Origin of the sequence: Nonomuraea sp. NPDC005650 (genome assembly GCF_040605375.1) — a bacterium.
Classification (GTDB): Bacteria; Actinomycetota; Actinomycetes; order Streptosporangiales; family Streptosporangiaceae; genus Nonomuraea.
On the sequence record NZ_JBEXCR010000002.1, the window covers coordinates 305,004 to 326,618 of the forward strand.

At 68.6% G+C, this 21,615-nt stretch carries 21 protein-coding genes and 1 riboswitch; of the genes, 9 read left to right on the plus strand and 12 right to left on the minus strand.

Annotated features, from left to right (window positions below; all coding sequences use genetic code 11):
- The first annotated feature begins 59 nt into the window (after window positions 1-59).
- The 5 genes from ABZS69_RS04205 to disA all read left to right on the plus strand — a co-directional run bounded on the left by ABZS69_RS04205 (window position 60) and on the right by disA (window position 4,198).
- The gene (locus tag ABZS69_RS04205) at window positions 60-758 is read left to right on the plus strand and encodes a class I SAM-dependent methyltransferase (RefSeq protein ID WP_355366176.1); all 699 of its coding nucleotides are present in this window, start codon (window positions 60-62) and stop codon (window positions 756-758) included.
- Window positions 759-939: 181 nt separating this feature from the next.
- Window positions 940-1,308, plus strand: a complete 369-nt coding sequence (locus ABZS69_RS04210) for a MerR family transcriptional regulator (RefSeq protein ID WP_355366179.1) — start codon at window positions 940-942, stop codon at window positions 1,306-1,308.
- 2 nt (window positions 1,309-1,310) lie between these two features.
- Window positions 1,311-1,616 carry a thioredoxin gene (gene trxA, locus ABZS69_RS04215; RefSeq protein ID WP_355366182.1) on the plus strand — a complete coding sequence of 102 codons (306 nt, stop codon included), beginning with the start codon at window positions 1,311-1,313 and terminating at the stop codon, window positions 1,614-1,616.
- Between the two features lie 58 nt (window positions 1,617-1,674).
- Window positions 1,675-3,081: a DNA repair protein RadA gene (radA, locus tag ABZS69_RS04220; RefSeq protein WP_355366185.1), complete on the plus strand. Its 1,407-nt coding sequence runs from the start codon at window positions 1,675-1,677 to the stop codon at window positions 3,079-3,081.
- A 40-nt stretch (window positions 3,082-3,121) separates the two neighbouring features.
- A complete protein-coding gene (disA, locus tag ABZS69_RS04225) occupies window positions 3,122-4,198 on the plus strand; it encodes a DNA integrity scanning diadenylate cyclase DisA (protein WP_355366188.1) in 1,077 nt (358 codons plus the stop codon).
- A 126-nt stretch (window positions 4,199-4,324) separates the two neighbouring features.
- Here the strand turns inward: disA and ABZS69_RS04230 are convergent, their stop codons facing one another.
- Entirely contained in the window at window positions 4,325-4,849 is a 525-nt protein-coding gene (locus ABZS69_RS04230; RefSeq protein WP_355366191.1) for a hypothetical protein, read from the minus strand.
- A gap of 96 nt (window positions 4,850-4,945) precedes the next feature.
- On the minus strand, window positions 4,946-5,620 hold the full coding sequence (locus ABZS69_RS04235) for a hypothetical protein (RefSeq protein WP_355366194.1): 675 nt from the start codon (window positions 5,618-5,620) through the stop codon (window positions 4,946-4,948).
- A gap of 79 nt (window positions 5,621-5,699) precedes the next feature.
- Between ABZS69_RS04235 and ABZS69_RS04240 the strand changes: the two genes are divergently transcribed.
- Entirely contained in the window at window positions 5,700-6,581 is an 882-nt protein-coding gene (locus ABZS69_RS04240; protein ID WP_355366197.1) for an A/G-specific adenine glycosylase, read from the plus strand.
- Here ABZS69_RS04240 and ABZS69_RS04245 read toward each other — a convergent pair.
- On the minus strand, window positions 6,574-6,990 hold the full coding sequence (locus ABZS69_RS04245; RefSeq protein ID WP_355366200.1) for a cupin: 417 nt from the start codon (window positions 6,988-6,990) through the stop codon (window positions 6,574-6,576). The two genes, ABZS69_RS04240 and ABZS69_RS04245, sit on opposite strands and share 8 nt — an antisense overlap.
- A gap of 60 nt (window positions 6,991-7,050) precedes the next feature.
- Here ABZS69_RS04245 and ABZS69_RS04250 point away from each other — a divergent pair, with 60 nt between their 5' ends.
- A complete protein-coding gene (locus ABZS69_RS04250; RefSeq protein WP_355366203.1) occupies window positions 7,051-7,515 on the plus strand; it encodes a MarR family winged helix-turn-helix transcriptional regulator in 465 nt (154 codons plus the stop codon).
- A 314-nt stretch (window positions 7,516-7,829) separates the two neighbouring features.
- Here ABZS69_RS04250 and ABZS69_RS04255 read toward each other — a convergent pair whose 3' ends face one another.
- From ABZS69_RS04255 to ABZS69_RS04280, 6 genes are all read right to left on the minus strand, one after another.
- Window positions 7,830-8,768: a TIM barrel protein gene (locus ABZS69_RS04255; protein ID WP_355366206.1), complete on the minus strand. Its 939-nt coding sequence runs from the start codon at window positions 8,766-8,768 to the stop codon at window positions 7,830-7,832.
- Between the two features lie 717 nt (window positions 8,769-9,485).
- Entirely contained in the window at window positions 9,486-11,987 is a 2,502-nt protein-coding gene (locus ABZS69_RS04260) for an ATP-dependent Clp protease ATP-binding subunit (RefSeq protein ID WP_355366209.1), read from the minus strand.
- Between the two features lie 1,095 nt (window positions 11,988-13,082).
- Complete coding sequence (locus tag ABZS69_RS04265; protein ID WP_355366212.1) at window positions 13,083-13,415, minus strand: Lsr2 family protein; 333 nt, start codon at window positions 13,413-13,415, stop codon at window positions 13,083-13,085.
- A gap of 515 nt (window positions 13,416-13,930) precedes the next feature.
- Window positions 13,931-14,419: an RDD family protein gene (locus ABZS69_RS04270; protein WP_355366215.1), complete on the minus strand. Its 489-nt coding sequence runs from the start codon at window positions 14,417-14,419 to the stop codon at window positions 13,931-13,933.
- Window positions 14,420-14,529: 110 nt separating this feature from the next.
- Window positions 14,530-15,927 (minus strand): RDD family protein, encoded by a 1,398-nt coding sequence (locus tag ABZS69_RS04275; protein WP_355366218.1) that lies wholly within the window; start codon window positions 15,925-15,927, stop codon window positions 14,530-14,532.
- Between the two features lie 85 nt (window positions 15,928-16,012).
- A complete protein-coding gene (locus ABZS69_RS04280) occupies window positions 16,013-16,582 on the minus strand; it encodes an amino-acid N-acetyltransferase (protein WP_355366221.1) in 570 nt (189 codons plus the stop codon).
- Between the two features lie 276 nt (window positions 16,583-16,858).
- Window positions 16,859-17,008: riboswitch (cyclic di-AMP (ydaO/yuaA leader) on the plus strand.
- Between the two features lie 5 nt (window positions 17,009-17,013).
- Between ABZS69_RS04280 and ABZS69_RS04285 the strand changes: the two genes are divergently transcribed.
- On the plus strand, window positions 17,014-18,054 hold the full coding sequence (locus ABZS69_RS04285) for a C40 family peptidase (protein WP_355366224.1): 1,041 nt from the start codon (window positions 17,014-17,016) through the stop codon (window positions 18,052-18,054).
- A 26-nt stretch (window positions 18,055-18,080) separates the two neighbouring features.
- Here ABZS69_RS04285 and ABZS69_RS04290 read toward each other — a convergent pair whose 3' ends face one another.
- The 3 genes from ABZS69_RS04290 to lysX all read right to left on the minus strand — a co-directional run bounded on the left by ABZS69_RS04290 (window position 18,081) and on the right by lysX (window position 20,950).
- Window positions 18,081-18,293, minus strand: coding sequence for a LuxR C-terminal-related transcriptional regulator (locus tag ABZS69_RS04290; protein ID WP_043615366.1), 213 nt, complete (start codon window positions 18,291-18,293; stop codon window positions 18,081-18,083).
- A 662-nt stretch (window positions 18,294-18,955) separates the two neighbouring features.
- Window positions 18,956-19,357 carry a helix-turn-helix domain-containing protein gene (locus ABZS69_RS04295; protein WP_355366227.1) on the minus strand — a complete coding sequence of 134 codons (402 nt, stop codon included), beginning with the start codon at window positions 19,355-19,357 and terminating at the stop codon, window positions 18,956-18,958.
- 111 nt (window positions 19,358-19,468) lie between these two features.
- Entirely contained in the window at window positions 19,469-20,950 is a 1,482-nt protein-coding gene (gene lysX / locus ABZS69_RS04300) for a bifunctional lysylphosphatidylglycerol synthetase/lysine--tRNA ligase LysX (protein WP_355366230.1), read from the minus strand.
- Window positions 20,951-21,097: 147 nt separating this feature from the next.
- Here lysX and ABZS69_RS04305 point away from each other — a divergent pair, with 147 nt between their 5' ends.
- Window positions 21,098-21,589: a hypothetical protein gene (locus ABZS69_RS04305; RefSeq protein ID WP_355366233.1), complete on the plus strand. Its 492-nt coding sequence runs from the start codon at window positions 21,098-21,100 to the stop codon at window positions 21,587-21,589.
- Window positions 21,590-21,615 lie beyond the last annotated feature (26 nt).

Here is a 21,615-nt window from a genome sequence, read left to right on the forward strand (position 1 = left end):
GATCTGGCGCGAAAGCCCCTTTGGTGAGCCGCGTCCGGGGGCTGGCTTAACTTTGGGACATGCCACGGATAGCGAAGGGTGCGATCCCCAGCCCGAACATCTGGAACACGCCTCAGATCTACGAACTGGAGAACCGCGCAGTCGACCCCGAAGGCGCGGCCGACGCGGCGATGCGCGCCCTGCGCCCATGGAACGACGCCACCGTGCTCGACATCGGCTGCGGCACCGGGTTCCACCTGCCCGTGCTCGCGTCCGAGGCCGCGCAGGTGATCGGCGTGGAGCCGCACGGCGACCTGGCCACGCTCGCCAGGCGCCGCTGCGCCGCCCTGGCCAACGTGGCCGTCCACGCCGCCACGGCCCAGAACCTGCCGCTGCCCGACGCGAGCGTGGACGTGGCCATGGCGCGCTGGGCGTACTTCTTCGGTCCTGGCTGCGAGCCGGGCCTGCGCGAGCTGACCCGGGTGGTACGCCGGGGCGGGGCGGCCTTCGTCCTCGACCTCGACGCCACGCGGGGGGCGTTCGGCCGCTGGTTCTCGCGTACGGTGCCGACGTACTCCGCCCGGGAGGTCGAGTTGTTCTGGGACCGCCAGGGCTGGCAGCGGCGGCCTGTGGACCTCAGGATGGCCTTCGAGCGGCGGGCGGACCTGGAGGCGGTGCTGCGCATCGAGTTCACCCCCGAGGTGGCCGAACAGGCCATCGCCGAGACGCCCGGCCTGGAGCTCCCCTACCCGAACGTGCTGCGCTGGCGCTACTACTGAGCTCACGGCCGCACTCCGTCCGTGTTCATGGCCTCCGCTCCGCAGAGGCGGCTCGGTCGCTGGAGAGCCGCCGCCTTCCCTCGTCGCTCTGGTCGCTCCGCTCCCGCCGCTCCTCAGTCCAGGCGACGGCGCTCCCTCGCGGCTTGACATTGACGTCGGTGTCAACGTTTACCTTGGAGGCATGCGCATCGGAGAGCTGGCGGAACGCACGGGGGTGAGCACTCGCTCGCTTCGCTACTACGAGCAGCACGGGCTGCTCAAAGCCCGTCGCGGGTCCAACGGCTACCGAGACTACAGCGAGGACGACGTCAGGCTGGTGTCCGAGATCCGGGCGCTGCTCAGCATCGGCTTCACGCTGGAGGACACCCGGCCGTTCGTCGACTGCCTGCGCCGGGGGCACAGCTCGGGAGGCTCGTGCTCGGAGTCGGTCGAGGTCTACGAGCGCAAGCTCAACGAGATCGACGAGGAGATCCGCGTCCTGCTCGCCCGCCGTGCCGAGGTCGCCACCCAGCTCGCGCAGTCGTGCCCAGGTTGCTTCGTAAGGGGATAGACATGATCACGCTGACCACCGAGAACTTCGAGGAGCAGGTGCTCAAGAGCGACAAGCCGGTGCTGGTCGACTTCTGGGCGGAGTGGTGCGGGCCGTGCCGCATGGTGGCGCCGGTGCTCGACCAGATCGAGGCCGAGCACGGGCTGACCATCGGCAAGCTCAACACCGACGAAAACCCGGAGATCATGGCCCGTTACGGCGTGATGGGCATCCCGACGCTGCTGCTGTTCGAGAACGGCGAGCCGGTCAAGCAGGTCGTCGGCGCCAAGCCCAAGCGCATGCTCGTCTCGGAGCTGGGCCTGGCGTAGCCCCTGCCGGGCCCGTGCCTGTCGAAGATTGTCGGCTCGTCCCGCTAGCCTGCTCGACATGGCCAAGACTGCCCAGAAGCCCGGATACCGCTGCGCCGAGTGCGGGTGGCGCACCACCAAGTGGGTGGGCAGGTGCGGCGAGTGCCAGGCGTGGGGCACGGTCGACGAGGAGGGCGCGCGCGCCGGGGCCAATGTCGTCCAGGCCGGCGCCACCACCGGGCCCGCGGTGCCGATCGGGCAGGTCAAGGCCGAGGTGGCGACCGCCCGCACGACCGGCGTCGGCGAGCTCGACCGGGTGCTCGGCGGCGGCCTGGTGCCGGGGGCGGTGGTGCTGCTCGCGGGCGAGCCGGGCATCGGCAAGTCCACCCTCCTGCTCGAGGCCGCGGCCAGCATCGCCGAGCGCGAGACCGTCCTCTACGTGACGGGCGAGGAGTCGGCGGCCCAGGTGCGGCTGCGGGCCGACCGCATCGGCGCGATCCGCGACCGCCTCTTCCTCGCGGCGGAGACCGAGCTGTCGGCCGTGATCGCCCACGTGGAGAAGGTCGAGCCCACGCTGCTGGTGATCGACTCGGTGCAGACGATCGGCTCGGCGCAGGCCACCGGCGTGCCCGGCGGGGTGACGCAGGTGCGCGAGGTGGCCGCCAACCTGGTCCGCCTGGCCAAGGAGCGCAACATGGCCACCGTGCTGGTCGGCCATGTCACCAAGGAGGGCTCGATCGCGGGCCCGCGCACGCTGGAGCACCTGGTCGACGTCGTGCTCAGCTTCGAGGGCGACCGCCACTCCAGGCTGCGCATGGTGCGCGCGATCAAAAACCGGTTCGGGCCCACCGACGAGGTCGGCTGCTTCGACCTGCACGAGCGCGGCATCGAGGGCATCACCGACCCGAGCGGTCTGTTCGTCTCGCGGCGCAGCGAGCCGGTGCCCGGCACCTGCGTCACCGTCACGGTCGAGGGCACCCGCCCGCTTCCCGCCGAGGTCCAGGCCCTGGTCGCCCGCACCGAGGCGCAGCAGCCCCGGCGCACGTCGTCGGGCCTCGACACCTACCGCGTGCAGATGATCCTCGCGGTGCTGGAGCGCCGGCTCAACGCCCGCCTCGGCGGCTGCGACGTGTTCACCGCGACCGTGGGCGGCATCAAGCTGGCCGATCCGGCCGTCGACCTCTCGGTCATGCTCGCCGTCGCGAGCGCCGCCGGCGACAAGCCGCTGCCGCCCGGCCTGGTGGCGCTCGGCGAGGTGGGCCTGGCCGGCGAGCTGCGCCCGGTCAAGGACGTACGCAGGAGGCTGACGGAGGCGGCCAGGCTCGGTTTCAAGCGGGCCCTCGTACCGTCCGGATCGCTCGAAGAAGGCACCCGCAAGCGCAACGGACAGCGTGCTCTGGTGCCAGTGGGGCCGGTGGCGTTCGCGCCCGGGTTCGAGGTGGTGCAGGCGGAGAACGTCTGGGACGCTCTCACGCACGTGACATAGCACGGCTAAGCTGAGCGTGACCGATCGACACGGGGGTCAGGTGGATAGGAGTCTGGACGACCGCCGTCGCGAGGCCTTGGCCGCGGTGGCCCCGGGCACGCCTCTGCGCGACGGCCTGGAGCGGATCCTGCGCGGGCAGACCGGCGGGCTGATCGTGCTCGGCTACAACAGGGTCGTCGAAGAGCTGTGCAGCGGCGGTTTCGAGCTCGACGTCGACTTCTCCGCCACCAGGCTGCGCGAGCTGGCCAAGATGGACGGCGCGATCGTGCTGAGCGGCGACCACAAGATCGTCCGCGCCGCCGTGCACCTGGTGCCCGACCCGTCCATCCCCACCGACGAGTCCGGCACCCGCCACCGCACCGCCCAGCGCGTGGCCCGGCAGACCGGCCTGCCCATCATCGCCATCAGCAAGTCGATGCGCATCATCGCCCTCTACCTCGACGGCATCCGCTACGTGCTGGAGGAGTCGGCGGCCATCCTCTCCAAGGCCAACCAGGCCCTGGCCACCCTAGAGCGCTACAAACACCGCCTCGACGAGGTCTCCGGCACCCTGTCGGCGCTGGAGATCGAGGACCTGGTCACGGTCAGAGACGTGTCCGCGGTGGCCCAGCGGCTGGAGATGGTCCGCAGGATCTCCGACGAGATCAAGGGCTACGTGGTCGAGCTGGGCACGGACGGCCGCCTGCTGTCCCTGCAGCTGGACGAGCTGGTGGCGGGGGTCGACTCGGAGCGGGAGCTGGTCATCCGCGACTACCTCCCCGCCCCCTCGGGCCGCCGCCAGCGCCGCCTGGTCGAGGCGATGCACGACCTGGACAAGCTGTCGGGCAGCGAGCTGCTCGACCTCACCGCCGTCGCCCACGTCCTGGGCCACACCGGCGCCGACAAGCTGGAGAGCCCCGTCAGCCCCCGCGGCTTCCGCCTCCTGGCCAAGGTCCCCCGCCTCCCGGCCACGGTGGTCGACCGCCTGGTCAACCATTTCGGCGGCCTGCAGAAGCTGCTGGCGGCCAGCATCGACGACCTGCAGGCGGTGGGCGGGGTCGGGGAGTCACGCGCCCGCAGCGTCCGCGAGGGCCTCTCCCGCCTGGCCGAGTCCTCCATCCTGGAGCGCTACGTCTGAAGCCTCGCCTCCGCCCTTGGGGCGCTACGCGCCATCCGCCTGCTCAGGCCGCGCTCCGCCCCGTTTCCACCGCCCTCGTCTCATGGACGATCCAGCGTTCGCCGTCCAGGACGTCTGGGCCCTGGTTCAGACCCTGAGGCAGTCCTGCTTGGTCAGCACCAGGCTCATCTCGACCACTTCGCCCTTGCGCTGGTTGAAGAGGTAGTACGCCTTCTTGTTGCCGGGCACGGTGGCGGCGGGGTAGCCGCCCGGGCCGCGCCGCAGATTGGGGTAGGCGGCCTTGAGCTGCGTGCTGGTGGAGCCGATGCCGATGCCCTTGGGGGTCCGGGCGCCGGCGGGTGCGACGATCACGACCACGCCCAGCTTCTTCGAGATGTACATGCCCACCCGGTACTCGTTGTACGGGCTCTCCTTGAGGTCCCACGTCGTGCACCTGGCCGAGTCTCCGTCGGGCTTGCGAACGATCCGCCCGGTGGCCCTGGCCTTCGCGGCGGTCATCCCGAGCTTCAGGTTGCCGTACCCGAGCGGCCCGAAGGCCGGCTTCCGCGCGGCGGCGACCGCCGAGGATGCGACGCCGACCGGCACCAGGCCCGCTGCCAGCGCCACCACCAGAACCGAACGGCCGATCCGCCCGGCTGCCGTCTGCCTCATAACGACTCCTCCATGATCACATGACCGGCTCACTCTACTGTGAGTCCAGATCATGTGTGGAGAAATCACGACATAGTGTGCAGGCTCCTCGGGTCGTCAGCGGAGGTGGAAGACGCCCTTGACGGTGCGGAGCTGGCCCATGCGTACCGTGGCCACGTACGTCCCGGGCAGCGCCGCGGTCGGGGTGGTGCGGCAGTCGGTGCTGGAGCGATGCCGGTCCCATTCCAGGGACCGGACGAACGGCACCCCGCGCTGCAGTTCCTTGACCTCCGAACCCGCACCGCTGACGCAGTCGGCGGTGGACCAGATGCGGTCGGCCCCCGAGGTGATGCGGATCTCCATGGCACGCGGCCCCACGTCGGTGGTGCACATCACGGTGCCCGTGTTCACCAGCGTGACCAGGAACGTCGGCCGGGCTTCGCCGGTGTAGATCGGCTCCCTGCCCCCCTGCATGCTGAGCACCAGGTCCTGCTCGGCGCAGGGGTCGCCGGGGCGTTTGGGGAGCGCCGGAGGGGTCGGCTTGGGGATGGACGGGGACGGGGACGGGCTGGCCGTGCCCATCGCGAGCGTACGCAGCCCCGCCAGCAGGGGATCGACGGCAGGCGTCGCGCTCGGTGAAGATTTCGCGCTGGACGTGCGTTCCGGCCCGCTGCCCCCGCTGGAGCACGCCCACGCCACGACGGCCACCACGACGAGCACCGCCACCAGCACGCTCATCCGGCGCCGCCAGTAGACGTCACCGCCGTCGCCGCGCATAGTATCCGGATCCATAGGCACAGGATGGTAGCCGTGCGGCTACAACGAGTGACGACACGCCGGGGGGCCCGATTCTCCGAATACGCTTGACCGCGTGGTTGAGCCGAACCTCCTGCACGTCCCCGTTCTGGACTGGTACGAGGACAACGCCCGAGACCTCCCGTGGCGCGCCGCTGACGCGACCCCGTGGGGCGTGCTGGTGAGCGAGATCATGCTCCAGCAGACCCCGGTCGTACGCGTACTGCCCATCTGGCACGAGTGGATGGACCGCTGGCCCACCCCCGGGGCACTGGCCGCAGAGCAACCGGGAGAGGCCGTACGCCACTGGGGGCGGCTCGGCTACCCGCGCCGGGCGCTGCGCCTGCACGCCTGCGCCAAGGCCATCACCGACGAGCACGGCGGCGAGGTGCCCTCCGACCACGAGACCCTGCTGTCCCTGCCCGGCATCGGCGAATACACCGCCGCCGCGGTCGCCAGCTTCGCGTACGGCGGCCGCCACGCCGTCCTGGACACCAACGTACGGCGGGTCTTCGCCAGGGCGGTACGCGCGGAGGAGTACCCTCCCACGGCCACCTCAGCGGCCGAACGGCGGCTGGCGGAGGCCCTGCTGCCCGAGTTGGGCGCCGCCCGCTGGGGCGTGGCCGTGATGGAGTTGGGCGCCCTCGTCTGCACGGCCCGCTCCCCGCGCTGCGCCGACTGCCCGATCAGCAGCGTGTGCGCCTGGCGCCTGGCGGGCAAGCCGCCGCACGCCGGCCCCGCGCGCAAGGGCCAGACGTACGCGGGCACCGACCGGCAGTGCCGGGGCCGCCTGCTGGAGGTGCTGCGGAAGGCCCACGGCCCGGTGCCCAAGGCGGCCCTGGACGTGGTGTGGGACGACGCCGTCCAGCGCGAGCGCGCCCTCGACGGCCTGATCGCCGACGGCCTGGCCGAGCACCTGGACGACGGCACCTACCGCCTCCCCCACGCGACTACCTGACCCAGAGCGGCACGATGCGCTCCGTGTCCTTGGGCGCCAGGTCGCAGGCGTCCGGCTCCGACACCCCGCTCGGATTGTAGGCCCGCGCCCCGGCCGGGGCGGCCACGATGGACACGAACCCCCGCTCCGGGTCCGCGAACATCTGGCGGCTCACGTCCGCCGGCAGCACCATGGTGTCTCCCGGGCCCACCTCGACCCGCTCGCCGCCCAGCTCGACCACGGCGGACCCGTCGAGCCAGGTCCACACCAGCTCGACGTCGAACGCGTGCACCGGCCCCACCATGCCCGGCTTGGCGTCGACCCGCCACACGGCCTGGCCCGCCCCGCCCTGGGTCGGGGAGGCGAGCGTGGTCATGACGCCGTTGGGCGTCTCGGTCTTGCGGGAATCGGCGGCCATGACAACAGACATCCCTGAACTCCTCTAAGATAGGCAACTACGTTGTCTATATAGTTAACCAGGTTGTCTATCATGTCAAGTCCAGGCTTCGAACTTCCGCTGCGTCTGCTGCTCGCGTTCAGGGTGCTGATCGACGAACTCCATGCCGAGCTCGCCCGGCAGGGGCATCCGGACATGCGGCCCATGCACGGTTTCGTCATGCAGGCGATCGGCCCTGAGGGCACCACGGCCGTCGATCTGGGCCGCACGCTCGGAGTGTCCAAACAGGCGGCGGGGAAAACCATCGACACCCTGGAACGCGTCGGCTACGTGGAACGCACCGCCGATCCCCATGACACCAGACGCAAGATCGTCCGGCTCACCTCGTACGGGATGGACGCCCTGAACCGGTCGGCCCGCATCTTCGACACCTTGCGCGCCCGCTGGGCCGCCGAGCTAGGTGAAGACCGTCTGCAGGCCCTGGAGTCGGACCTGCGCAAAATGACCCCGGCCAACCTCTGGCGCCTCGACACCCCCGGCTGGTTCGGCACCTTGTGACACACGGAGGACCGCCCGCAGACGCTCGGAGGACTACCCGCACAGGCGTGCCGCCTCCGACCGCTCCGGCAACCCACCGACGCACGCCGTCCCCGCCCGGCTCCACAGCCGTCGAACGGGCACTGCCCCCGCGGCCCGTTCGACGGGCTCCAGCGCGTGCCTTCGCGACACCCTCGGCGGCCCTCAAGCGGGCGCGGGTCCTGAAAAGTACGAGCCCAGGGCCCAGGCGCGGCGCCCAGGCGGTTGCGGACCTCGGAGGCGGCGCCCAGGCGGTCGCTGGGCTCGGAGGCGGCGCCCGGGCAGGCGGGCTGGGCTCAGGCGGCCAGTTGGAGGCCCAGGCTGGTCAGGTTCGTACGGGCCCAGGCCAGCTCTTCGGCCAGCAGCGAAACCAGGGCCCCCGGCCCCTTGGCACGCCCGGGAACGGTCAGGTTGTGCGTCTCGACCTCGATGTGCGCGCTGCCGCTCACCGCGCCCGACAGCATCGCCGTCAGCGTGTCGTGCAGCACGGCCCCCGTGCTCGGCGTCTCCCCCGTGTGGTTGTGCACGTGCCCCAGCTTGACCACCGGCGCACCGGCCTTGGCCAGGCCCTTCAGGGCCGCGCCCGGCTCCTCGGCCCCGCAGGCGAGGTGGCAGGCGTCCAGGCACACGCCCAGGTGCTCGGAGTCGATGCCGCCCACCCGCTCAAGAGCCTGCTCGGTGGTCTCCAGCACACACCCGGGCCACGGCTCGAACCCGACCCTGATGGTCTTCCCCGTCACGCTGTAGATGCCGCGCAGCTCGCGCGCCAGGCGCTCCAGCCGGCGGGTGGCGATCGAGTGCAGGTCGGCCGGCCAGTCGCGGCGCCACCCGATCGGGATCGTCGAGATGCTCCCGAACCGCACGTCCTCCGGCAGCAGGAACGCCAGGATCTTGGCCAGCGCCATGGTGTAGCGGTAGCGCTCGGGCTTGGCCCAGTCGGGACCGGGAACCTCCTGGTTGCGGCCGCCGGTGCCGTTGAGGCTCACGACCTCCAGGCCGCGCTCCTCCAGGGAGCGGCGCAGCCGTACGAGCTCGATGCGGTCGGCCGTGAGGTGGTCGGCCACGCTCGGCGAGAGCCACAACCCGATGCCCATCCGCTCCACGCCCAGCCGCTTGCGCACCGGAACCGCGTAGCGGGTCAGGTGGGCGATCAGGTTCTCCAGGTCCTCGGCGGGGTGGATGCCCGCGTTGTAGGCGAGGTGAACGAGCGTTCCGTCATCGTGACGCAGGCGCATCGGGTTCCTCCACGGCTTACTCGTTGTGTTCCGTCGCCCGCCTAGGACGTTGCTGACCCTTGTGAGCATGGCTGCTCGGTCGGGGGTCGCGCGTCCGCCCTGAGTTGATTCCGCACTACTCCCCAGGGAGCAGGCCTCAGCCTAAGAACACGATCTTGTGATTCGCTTGGATGCGACTTTGGCGAAGCTCTACACAGTGTAGTACTACTCGCGGTGGCGGTACACCCGGTACTTCAACAATTACGCAACGACCGCGTGAGGCCACCGCCGAGACATGCGGCGCAAGGGACGCCGGCCGAGCGAAGGGCCGAGGCGACTGCCGACCTTACCGGGTCACCATGGGCCATGCGGGCGTCATACGGGCAAAAGGCCTACCGCGCCGTGAAGCCCCAGGAACGCCAGGCGGACACGGCGACAAGGACGCCACCCCCAACCTCACGGGGACGCGAACACCGGGCGGACAGGACACCGAAACCCCGAGAGGCTCAGCGACTCCCTGACTGCCAGTGGCACCCAGGCGCCGGGGGCCCGGGGCTGGGGGCCAGGGCTGAGGCGAGGGCCGGGCGGGGGCCGTGGGGCCGGGGGTGGGGGCGCGTCGAAGGAGCGGCAGGGGCGCGTGACGGGCCGTGGCTGGAGTCGGCACCACCAAACCCCCGAGGCAGGCGGACATGGAAAAGCCCCCGCGTGAGGGATTCACACGGGGGCTTTCGAGATCCGTCAGTGCTGGATCGGAGCCGCGATGGCGGCGGCCGAGTCGGGGACCTTGGAGGCGGACTCGCCCTTGAAGATGAACTTGGCGTTGTCGCCCTCACCCTCGATGGTCACCTTCACGACCTGCCCCGGCCGGAGCTCGCCGTACAGGATCTTCTCCGACAGCGAGTCTTCGAGCTCGCGCTGGATCGTACGGCGCAGCGGACGGGCGCCCATGACCGGGTCGTAGCCCCGGTCGGCCAGCAGCTGCTTGGCCTCGGGCGAGACGTCGAGCCCCATGTCGCGGTCCTTGAGCCGAGAGTCCACCTGGGTGAGCATCAGATCGACGATCTGGATGATCTCCTTCGGCGTGAGCTGGTGGAAGACCACGATGTCGTCGACACGGTTGAGGAACTCGGGCCGGAAGTGCTGCTTGAGCTCCTCCTGCACCTTGGACTTCATCCGGTCGTAGTTGGAGTCGGCGTCGTTGGACTTCGCGAACCCGACCCCGATGCCCTTGGAGATGTCGCGGGTGCCGAGGTTGGTGGTCATGATGATGACCGTGTTCTTGAAGTCGACCACGCGGCCCTGGGCGTCGGTCAGGCGACCGTCTTCCAGGATCTGCAGCAGCGAGTTGAAGATGTCGGGGTGGGCCTTCTCGATCTCGTCGAAGAGGACCACGGAGAACGGCTTGCGCCGCACCTTCTCGGTGAGCTGGCCGCCCTCCTCGTAGCCGACGTAGCCGGGAGGCGAGCCGAACAGCCTGGAGACGGTGTGCTTCTCCATGAACTCCGACATGTCCAGGCTGATCAGAGCGTCTTCGTCGCCGAAGAGGAACTCCGCCAGAGCCTTGGACAGCTCGGTCTTACCGACACCGGAGGGGCCCGCGAAGATGAACGAGCCGCCGGGACGGCGCGGGTCCTTCAGCCCGGCGCGGGTGCGCCGGATGGACCGCGACAGACCCTTGATGGCGTCGTCCTGGCCGATGATCCGCTTGTGGAGCTCGTCCTCCATGCGGAGCAGGCGCTGCGACTCCTCCTCGGTCAGCTTGAAGACCGGGATGCCGGTGGCGGTCGCCAGAACCTCTGCGATGAGCTCCTGGGTGACCTCGGCCACGACGTCCATGTCGCCGGCCTTCCACTCCTTCTCCCGCCGCTCGCGCTTGAGCTGGAGCTGCTTCTCCTGGTCGCGGAGGGCAGCCGCCTTCTCGAAGTCCTGCGCGTCGATCGCGGACTCCTTGTCGCGACGGACGTTGGCGATCTTCTCGTCGTATTCGCGCAGGTCCGGCGGAGCGGTCATCCTGCGGATGCGCATCCGGGAGCCGGCCTCGTCGATGAGGTCGATGGCCTTGTCGGGAAGGTAGCGGTCGCTGATGTAGCGGTCGGCCAGCTGCGCGGCGGCCACCAGCGCGTCGTCGGTGATGGACACGCGGTGGTGCGCCTCGTAGCGGTCGCGCAGACCCTTGAGGATCTCGATCGTGTGGCTGAGCGAGGGCTCGGCCACCTGGATCGGCTGGAACCGGCGCTCCAGCGCGGCGTCCTTCTCGAGGTACTTGCGGTACTCGTCGAGCGTGGTCGCGCCGATCGTCTGCAGCTCGCCGCGCGCCAGCATGGGCTTGAGGATGCTGGCCGCGTCGATCGCGCCCTCCGCGGCGCCCGCGCCGACGAGCGTGTGCAGCTCGTCGATGAACAGGATGATGTCGCCGCGCGTGCGGATCTCCTTGAGCACCTTCTTCAGGCGCTCCTCGAAGTCACCGCGGTAGCGGGAGCCGGCGACCAGGGCGCCGAGGTCAAGCGTGTAGAGCTGCTTGTCCTTCAGCGTCTCGGGCACCTCGCCCCTGACGATCTTCTGCGACAGGCCCTCGACGACGGCGGTCTTGCCGACGCCGGGCTCGCCGATGAGAACCGGGTTGTTCTTGGTCCTCCGGGAGAGGACCTGCATGACCCGCTCGATCTCCTTCTCGCGGCCGATGACCGGATCCAGCTTGCCCTCGCGGGCCGCCTGGGTCAGGTTGCGGCCGAACTGGTCGAGCACCAGGGAGGTCGACGGGGCCGACTCCTGCGGGCCGCCTGCCGCGGCCGGCTCCTTGCCCTGGTAACCGTGGAGCAACTGGATGACCTGCTGCCGCACACGGTTGAGATCAGCTCCAAGCTTGACCAGCACCTGGGCGGCCACACCCTCACCCTCGCGGATGAGCCCGAGCAGGATGTGCTCGGTGCCGATGTAGTTGTGACCCAGCTGCAAAGCCTCACGGAGCGACAGCTCGAGGACCTTCTTGGCCCGCGGGGTGAACGGAATGTGCCCCGACGGAGCCGACTGGCCCTGGCCGATGATCTCCTCGACCTGCTGGCGCACACCCTCAAGGCTGATCCCAAGGCTCTCCAGAGCCTTGGCGGCCACGCCCTCACCTTCATGGATCAAGCCAAGAAGAATGTGCTCAGTGCCGATGTAGTTGTGGTTGAGCATCCTGGCCTCTTCTTGGGCCAAGACGACAACACGCCTCGCTCGGTCGGTGAACCTCTCGAACATCTCGTCGCTCCTCACAGAGCGGTCAGTCAGGTCCGGTAAATCCGGGCCCGTCATCCCGCATGCTAGCCCTGGCTCGGCGAACCGTGCCCACTGCCACTGACACGCTCTATAGCAGAGACGTTCCCCGAGAGCAGGGCGTTCACCCTCCATCCAACTACTGTTCGGGGGTGACGTGTTCCCGATACGCCGCAAGCGAACGATGTTTAGGACGCTTCGCGGAAGCGTCGAAAAATTGCCCGCTGCGGCGCGTGCGGACACACGGATCGGCCACCGGACGCGCCGGGCGGAGTCGGCGTTGGGGCGCCACTTCGCCCGCACATCCCAGATGCCGCGTCCGTATCGTTACGCAATCATCCTACGTAGCGGAGGGCCACCGTCCAAACGCCCGTCCTACGCCCTGAGCACAACGCGGCACAGGCGGCGCAGGCGGCGCACCGGGGCGAATCTTGCATCCGGTCAGCCCGGTTACCAACTTCATCTCGCATGATGAGACCACGCCCCGCCGGGCGCACGGGATTCACGCCACTTCTACGCAGTTGAGAAGGCACGGCATTGTGCGTAGATGCCGGGGAACGAGGATTGTCCGAGCCGTGCTCGGGTTCGCGGGTTTTGCCCGCCGGACGGGGATCCCGGCGCCGGCGGTATTGCCCGCCTCCGGGCATCCCCTCCGCCACGGCTTTACCCGGGAGCCGGTCACGGGTTTACGCTCGGTGAGATCACCGGTATAGAAGCGGTGCCGCCCGTAGATCGCTCCAAGGCTATACGGCGCCGGGCTTTCCGCTATGGCGCGTTCCATGAGCGCGAAGGAACGCTCATGACGTACGGACGCGAGCGTACGTTGAATGGGGTATGACCGCCCCACACGGCTTTCGGCGCGCGACTGCGGCGCCATCACATATGCGGACGCCCGCCGCCGAAACAGCGCCGCGGGCGGAGCCGGAACATGCAGCCAAAACGCCCGCATATGTACGCATGGAAGATCACCATCCGGGCGTCCGGCTTTCGAGTTCCGGGCCCGGATAACGATCATGCGCTTATGGCGGCCGCCGGGGTCCTAGGCGAACGGCATAAGCGCATGGTCGATCGTTGACTCGCTCAGTGAGCCGCTTCGTACTTCTCGACGACCGTGGAGGCGATCCGCCCGCGCTCGCTGACCGGCAGGCCGTGAGCCTTGGCCCACTGCCGGATCTCCGAGCTCTTCTCGCGGCTCATCGCCCTGCTGCCGCCGCGACCGCGGCGACGCGTGGAGATGGCGCCCGCCCTGCGCGCGTGCTGCACGAAAGGCGTGAGCGCGTCCCTCAGCTTCTTCGCGTTAAGGTCGCTGAGGTCAATCTCATAGGACGAGCCGTCAATAGCGAAGCTGACCGTCTCATTGGCCTCGCCCCCATCGAGGTCATCGATGAGAATCTCCTGGATCTGCTTGGCCATCTACGCAATCCTTTCGCGGAGCATTGTTTCATTCGCCTGCCCAAACATATACCCGGAAAGGCGTGGAGACAATTCAGCGCAGCGGGGATTCGGCTGACTAGCCGATCAGTTCTGGCTCTCGGCCTGATCCTCGCGGTTTCGGCGGCCGCCCAGGGCCTCGGACCGGACCAACTTCACTACGCCAAAGATGAAGGCGCCGCCCACCACCACAGGGGGGATGAGCGCTGACAATACGTCTGTTAGGGCTTCCATTCGTCCTCGCCTCCACGGCTAGCGGGGTTTGGGGGGCGCATTATGCGGATGGGAGCGCGCCCAGGAGGAGCGTTGCGGCCCTCACGGCGCGCTAGGTGACTACCGTTCGCACCCGACCATAGCGGCGCACAGATGCCCTGCGCCTCGCGGGGCACCAACATCCGGCAACCCGGACGCCCCATAGCCTAATGCCAGTCTCTCCAGGCTCCTTACCGGATCAAGAGAAAATTTTTGGAATTGGCGTCCTGCCAGGCACGGATGGGTCAGCGAAGATCTTTTACCACGCGCGTTCCGGCCAGCCTGTCGTGTGGACCGCGCTCCAGGGGCTTGTCGATCAGGATGAGCAGCCCCACGCAGAACAGGAGCATTCCGGCGAGCAGATTGACCACGGGAATGCCCATGAGCATGACAGGGCCCGGATAGACCAGGGACCGTTTGAGCAGCGCCCTGGCGGAGACGTGGGCCGGTGCCAGGCGAATCCCCATGATCGCCTTGCCGAACGTCCTGCCGCGCCGGTAATGGGCCGACCAGTCGTAGCCCGTATAACCCAGCCCCGCCACCAGCCACGCGAACACTCCGGGCAGCCGGCCGTCGAACGCCTCCAGCATCCCGACAGTTCGGAAGATGCCCCACAGCGCGATGAACAGAATGTAAAAGAACACTCCGAAGACGAGCGCTTCAATCGCCCGGGCGGCGAGCCGTTCCCACCATTCCGCGGGCGGCGCGTCCGCCCGCGGCGGCGACCCGGCCATAACCCCCACCTCGCGTCATCGGCGGCCCAGGATCCCCATTTTGGTACGGCCCCCGCACACAAAACAGGGACCGGCACGAAGCCGGCCCCTGCTTTTACCCGACGCTTGGACTACTTGATCTTCACCACGACGGTGTTGGCGATCTTGTCCGCGAAGGTCTGCTGCAGCGGCTTGTCCCAGAGCTGCGAGGCGCCGTTGACGCCTACAGCGGCGTAGGCGAGCAGCGAGCTGAGGAAGCCCAGCGGGAGGGCGCCGAGCACGTAGCCGCCCCAGGTGATGCCGGCCCGCTTGAGCGCGGCATCGGTCGGCAGGCCGTCCTGCGACAGGGCCTGGCCCACGGGGACGACCTTGATGCCCATGACCATCTTGCCGACGGTCTGGCCCTTCGCCTTCAGCAGGAAGAAGTCGTAGCCGACCCATAGGGCGGTCACGATGATCGTGATCAGGATGCCCACGACCACGCTCGGGAAGAAGCCGCTGCTGGCGCCGCTGCCCGAGACGTAGCTGGCCACGAGGATCGCCGTCAGGATGCCGCTGATGACGAGGTTCACGACGAAGAGGATGACTCCGTCGATGAGCCTGGCCACCAGACGCTGCCACCACTCCGCGAGCGGTGCCGGCGCGCCGGGGGGCTGCACGCCCACCGGTCCGGGCTGACCGTAGGCCTGGCCGTAGCCGGGCTGGCCGTACTGCTGCGCCTGCCCGTAGCCCTGCTGCCCGTACTGCTGGTCGCCGTAGCCCTGCTGGGCGTAGCCGGGCTGCGCCTGCTGGCCGTAGCCCTGCTGCCCGTACTGGCCCTGCTGGCCGTAGTCGGACTGGGACTGGGGCTGCTGGCCGTACTGCTGCTGGCCGTAGTCCGCCTGGGACTGCGGCTGCTGACCGTACTGCTGCTGGCCGTAGTCCGGCTGCGACTGGGGCTGCTGGCCGTACTGCTGGCCCGAGGGCTGCTGCTGGCCGTAGCCCTGCTGCCCGTAGCCCTGCTGGGAAGCCTGCTGCTGGCCGTAGCCCTGCTGGCCGTAACCGGGCTGGGACTGCTGCTGCTGGCCGTACTGCTGGCCATAGCCCTGCTGGCCCGACTGCGGCTGCTGGCCGTAACCCTGCTGGCCGTAGTCAGGCTGCGATGCCTGCTGCTGGCCGTAGCCCTGGCCGTAGTCAGGCTGGGACGCCTGCTGCTGGCCGTAGCCCTGCTGCCCGTACTGGCCCTGCTGGCCGTAGTCGGGCTGGGACTGCTGCTGCTGGCCGTACTGGGGTTGCTGGCCGTACTGCTGCTGCCCGTACTGGGGTTGCTGACCGTACTGCTGCTGCTGGCCGTACTGCTGTTGCTGGCCATAGCCCTGCTGACCGTAGGGGGGCTGCTGCCCGTAGGCATCGTCCGCCCGGTAGCCGATCACAGTCGCATCCGGGTCGGGCTCGCCGGGGTGGCGGCCCGGGTTCTGCTGCCCGTACTGGGGGGGCGCAGAGTTGTCGCCGGATTCGTTCTGTGGATACGGCGGCTGTCCGGTACTCACCGTGTCACCTCGCTTCGAGTGCGCATGTGGCACGTGTCAGGACACATGCCTGTGCTGCCCAACGTATCGACATAGGTATCAACAATCACCTTTCCATCTGGTCAAGGTCCGCGTCACCCGATGTCAGGTGGAGCAGCATGCGGGTGTTGCCGAGTGTGTTCGGCTTGACGTGTTCAAGATCCAGAAACTCCGCCACACCCTCGTCGTACGAGGCCAGCAGTTCGGCGTACACCTCAGGGGAAACAGGTGTGCCCTGAATCGGGCGGAACCCTAGTCTCGCGAAGAAGTCGACCTCAAAAGTAAGACAGAATACACGCCGCAGACCCAAATCCTTAGCCTGCTGGATCAGTGCGGAGACGATCCGGTGGCCTACGCCCATCCCCCGGCACTCGGGATCCACGGCCACCGTGCGGACCTCGGCGAGGTCCTCCCAGAGCACGTGGAGCGCGCCGCAGCCGACGACCTGCCCGCCCCGCTCGGCCACCCAGAACTCCTGTACGTCCTCGTACAGCGTCACCGTGGCCTTTTCCAGGAGCCGCGGACCCGCGCCCGCATAGGTGTCCACCAGGCGCCTGACCATGCGCACGTCGCGCGTGCGGGCACGCCGGACCACCACCGCGGTCTCGGGCACTGTCAGTTCGGCCACCTGCTCCATGGTTCTCCAGGGTACAGATCTCATTACGGCTCAGCCCTAACTCCCATGTCTCGGCCCATCTTGTTACATCTTGTGGCCAGATCGGCACGGGCCCTGGCCTCCCACTCTCGCCCGTCGAAAGCGCGGACAAATAGGGCATAGGACCTCTTCCGCACGGGTGCCCACGAGATCACCTTGTGACCCTTCGGTTGTGAAACCTCTACAGACTTGGCAGTTCTGGTTGAGCAGGAACCCGGAGTGCATTAGTGTCCAGCGACAATGCCCTCCGCGTATCGCGCGGGAGGCACGCCCAATTCTCGCAAGGGAAGCCGGGGAACCGCCGGTGGCGACCTCCGACGCCACCACTGGGGTGAATCCGAGCCTCTCGGTAGGGCTGCTCCGGCCCGAACCCGTCAGCTAACCCGGTAGGCGTCTACGAGAGGAGCTGGTTGGTGAAGCGCACGCTCAGCGGTGGGGAGAAGTCGGCGGGCAAGCACGCCCGCCCTTGGGAACGGGCTCGGCGACCGCGCCGCTTCGGTGTGGTGAGTCTCACAGTCGCCGCGCTGCTGTTCGCCATCCCCGTCGGCTCGGCGTCCGCGGACCCCAAGCCCACGCTGAAGGATCTCGCCGACCAGGCCACGAAGCTGCACACCGACATCGAGACGCTGAGCGAGCAGTACAACGGCCAGCGGGAGAAGCTCAAGACCGCCAAGAAGGCCGCTGAGGCCGCGGAGAAGACGTTAACCAGCAGCGAGTCGGACCTGGCCGCCAAGCGCGCGAAAACCGCCATGCTGGCCCAGAACGCCTACATCACCGGCGGCCTGAAGACCCTCGCCTTCACCACCTCCGACGACCCCGAGGGCTTCCTCAACCGCGCCGCGACCTCGTACGCGATGCAGACCGAGCAGGGCGAGGAGATCAACGCCCTCACCAGGGCCATGGACACGGCCACCCGCGCCAGGCAGAGCGCCAAGGCCCGCATCGACGAGGTCCAGAAGCTCGTCACCGACCTCGACACCAAGCGCACCAGGATCACCAAGCTGGTGACGAAGGTCGAGAGCAGCCTGTTCACGCGGGCTCTGGGCGAGGCCGGGCGCCCCGGCACGCGGGCCGTGCGCGTCAACCTCCCGATCCCCGGCTCCGGCAAGGCGGCCGAGGCCGCGCGGTGGGCCCTCACGCAGCAGCTCAAGCCGTACGTCTGGGGCGCCGAAGGCCCCAGCTCCTACGACTGCTCCGGTCTCGTCATGGCGGCCTTCCAGCAGGTGGGCATCTCGCTGCCGCACTACACCGGCGACCAGTGGACCGCCGGCAGGCACATCTCACGCGAGGAGCTCCGGCCGGGCGACCTGGTGTTCTTCTACAGCGACCTGCACCACGTGGGCATCTACATCGGCGGGGGCATGATGGTGCACGCCCCGCAGACGGGCGACGTCGTACGGATCGCGTCGATCGCGAGGCGGCCGTTCGCCGGCGCGGTGCGCATCGCCGACTGAACCGCGGCCCCGGCGGCCCGCCGCGGCTAGATCAGCTGGCGACGGGCCGCCCAGGCCACGGCCTCGATCGCCGTGGCCACGCCTATGCGGTCACAGATGCCCCGCAACCTGCGGCGTACCGTGCGCCCGCTGATATCCAGCCGTCGCCCCACCCGATCAACCGTGACTCCCTTGGCCAGCTCCGCCAGCAGCGCCAAATCAGCATGGCTGAGCTCAACGCCTTCAGTGAGCACATCCATCGGGAGCCCTCCCCCCAACAGCAGAACTCGGACCTCACAGATGGGCCAAAGCCGCTCCTCGCAGACGGTAAACGCATCCTGGAAAGGTCGTCAAGCACGACAATCGCCGCACTTGACGAACGCTATTGACATGACCCGCTATATATGACGCACTCGCGATATGTCAGGACGGTGAGTGATCACATTGGGCCCTCCGGAATAGCCCTGACCAGCCTTCCGGTTTTCGATCTGTTCGGTATGAATATTCCGCATGATCGATAAGCTCGATATCGCGGGGAGCGCGTCTGTGGCGCGATCTTTCCGGCGCGCGACAAGCCACCAATCGCTCGCTTTGTACGGCACCGCCATACGATCCGCACACCCAGGTCAGGCGGCCGGTTAGGCCAATTTGATCAATCCGGCGAGACAATTGCCGCCGAGGGCCTCGACCGGCGGCCCGCCGCCCGGCGGGTGGCCCGCCCAGTTCACCGGGCCGGGCGACCTCGTTTCCCGGTGCCCGTACGCGGCGTGCAATGAGGCGATCACAGAGGCGCACGGGGCGCCGTGGACGCTCCGGGACGCGGAGCGGGACCCGCCTCCGCGGCCTTGACGCGATGCTTACAAGCGTCCTCTGATCGGAAACCGGGCGGCCCGGAAGCCGGATTCCCGACAGCGGTGATCGCTCAACCGGCGGCGGAGTCGTAGCGGTCCCTGGCGGCCTCGACGTCCCCGATGTGCGCCTCGGCCCAGCTCTTGATCGCGGCCACCAGCGGCATCAGGCTCTCGCCGAGCGGGGTGAGCGCGTAGTCCACGCGTACCGGCACCGAGGGGGTGAGCGTGCGCGAGACCAGGCCGTCGCGCTCCAGGCCGCGCAGGGTCTGCGTGAGCATCTTCTGGCTGACGCCCGCGACGCGCCTGGACAGGTCGCCGTAGCGGCGCGGGCCCTCCGAGAGCGCGGTGAGCAGGAGGGTGACCCATTTGTCGCTGAGGGTGTCGAGCAGCTTCCTGGAAGGGCATTGGGCGAAGTACGCGTCGAAGGTCTGCCTGGCCTCGTCGCGCCGCTCCGCCGCCGTCTTCGTGGCCACCCGATCGCCCCTCTCCGGCCCCTTACTTACTCCGAGAGAGTAACTCCCCCACAGAGATGGGCGTGCGGCGGGCCCGTTGGGGCGCCGCCGCACGCGCGAGCCGAGCGTGGCTCAGTGGGTGGGCTTGACCAGGGGGAAGAGGATGGTCTCGCGGATGTTCTTGCCGGTGAAGGCCATGATCATCCGGTCGATCCCCGCGCCCATGCCTCCCGTCGGCGGCATCGCGTACTCGAGGGCCTGCAGGAAGTCCTCGTCCAGCTGCATCGCCTCAAGGTCGCCCCCGGCGGCCAGGAGGGACTGCTCCATCAGGCGGCGGCGCTGCTCGATCGGGTCGATCAGCTCCGAGTAGGCCGTGCCCAGCTCCGTGCCGAAGCCGATCAGGTCCCACTTCTCCGTCAGCAGCGGGTTGTCCCGGTGCTGGCGGGTCAGCGGCGAGGTCTCCAGCGGGTAGTCCATGACGAACGTGGGCTGGACGAGCGTGTGCTCCACCAGAGCCTCGAAGATCTCCTGCACCAGCTTGCCCGAGCCCCACTTCGGGTCCCAGTGGATCTCGCGCCGGTCGGCGATCTTGCGCAGCTCCTCCAGGGAGGTCGAGGTGGTGATCTCCTCGCCCACGGCCTCGGACACCGCGCCGTACAGGGTGATGCGCGGCCACCGGGCGATCCCGAGGTCGACCTCCACCCCGTCGTGGACGACCACCGTGGTGTCCAGGGCGGCCACCACGGCCTTCTGGTACATCCGCTGGGTCAGGTCGGCCATGTCGTTGTAGTCGAGGTAGGTGCCGTACGCCTCGAGCATCGTGAACTCGGGGTTGTGCGTGGAGTCGGCGCCTTCGTTGCGGAAGTTGCGGTTGATCTCAAAGACCTTCTCGATGCCGCCGACCACGAGCCGCTTGAGGTAGAGCTCGATCGCGATGCGAAGGTAGAGCTCCATGTCGTAGGCGTTGATGTGGGTCTTGAAGGGCCGTGCCGTCGCGCCGCCGTGGATGGGCTGCAGCATGGGCGTCTCGACCTCGAGGTAGCCCTCCTCGTGCCAGAAGTCGCGCACCGCGCGCACCGTGGCGCTGCGCACGCGGGCCATCTTGCGCGCCTCGTCGTTGACGATGAGGTCGACGTAGCGCTGGCGGACGCGGGCCTCCGGGTCGGTGAGCCCGACGTGCTTCTCCGGCAGCGGGCGCAGGCACTTGGCGGTGATCTGCCAGCTGTCGGCGAGGATGGACAGCTCGCCGCGCCGCGAGGTGATGACCTCGCCGATCACGCCCACGTGGTCGCCCAGGTCGACGTCGCGCTTCCACGCGGCCAGCGACTCCTCGCCCACCTTGTCGAGCGAGATCATGACCTGCAGGTCGGCGCCGCCGTCGCGGAGCGTGGCGAAGCAGAGCTTGCCGCCCACGCGGTTGAGCATGACGCGCCCCGCGACCGCGACCGTGTCGCCGGTGGCGGTGTCGGGCTCCAGGCCCTGGTATTTCTCCCTGACCTCGACGTTGGTGGCCGTACGGGGGAAATTCACCGGGTAAGGATCGACGCCCTCGCTGCGAAGGCGGTCGAGCTTCTCCCTCCGGATGCGCATCTGCTCGGGAAGTTCGTCGCTCACAACATCAAAGGGTAGGGGATATGGCGACCTGCAAGGGTTCGTCGGCGCGCTGCAGGACCCCTGCAAGAACCCTCTCTTATCAATATCTCACGAGCTCAAGGGGGGATCCGGTACGGAGCCGGTCCAAGGGGAGCTCAAGGAGAGAAGATGTTCAAGAAGATCGCGACAGGCTTCCTCGCCGTCGCCGCCACCAGCGCTCTGGCCCTGTCGCTGCCTTCCGCCGCCAACGCCAGCACGGCCGCCGCGCCCCACTCCGACGACGACTACTCCGACTACTGGGGCCCCGTCTACGCCAAGAACGGCCTGGCGAAGTCGCAGGGCTGGATCGGCGTCAGCTGGGACGAGGACGGCGAGTCGAACGAGGTCACCGTCAAGGGCCGGCTCTACGACCTGGACAACCGCGACGAGGACGAGGGCGGCAAGTGCGCGTTCGTGAAGTTCGAGGCCAGCGACTTCGACCACGACTGGTCCCCGGTCTACTCCAAGAAGTACTGCGGCTTCCCCGGCTACAAGAAGTTCACCTTCTCGGAGAACGACGTCAACAGCGTGCGGGTGAAGGTCTGCCAGATCGGCCAGTACAGCAACTACCCCACGAAGTGCGGCCCCTGGTCGTACCTCTACACCGCCGAGAGCGAGTGACGAATCGTCCCCGGACGTGCAGGCGG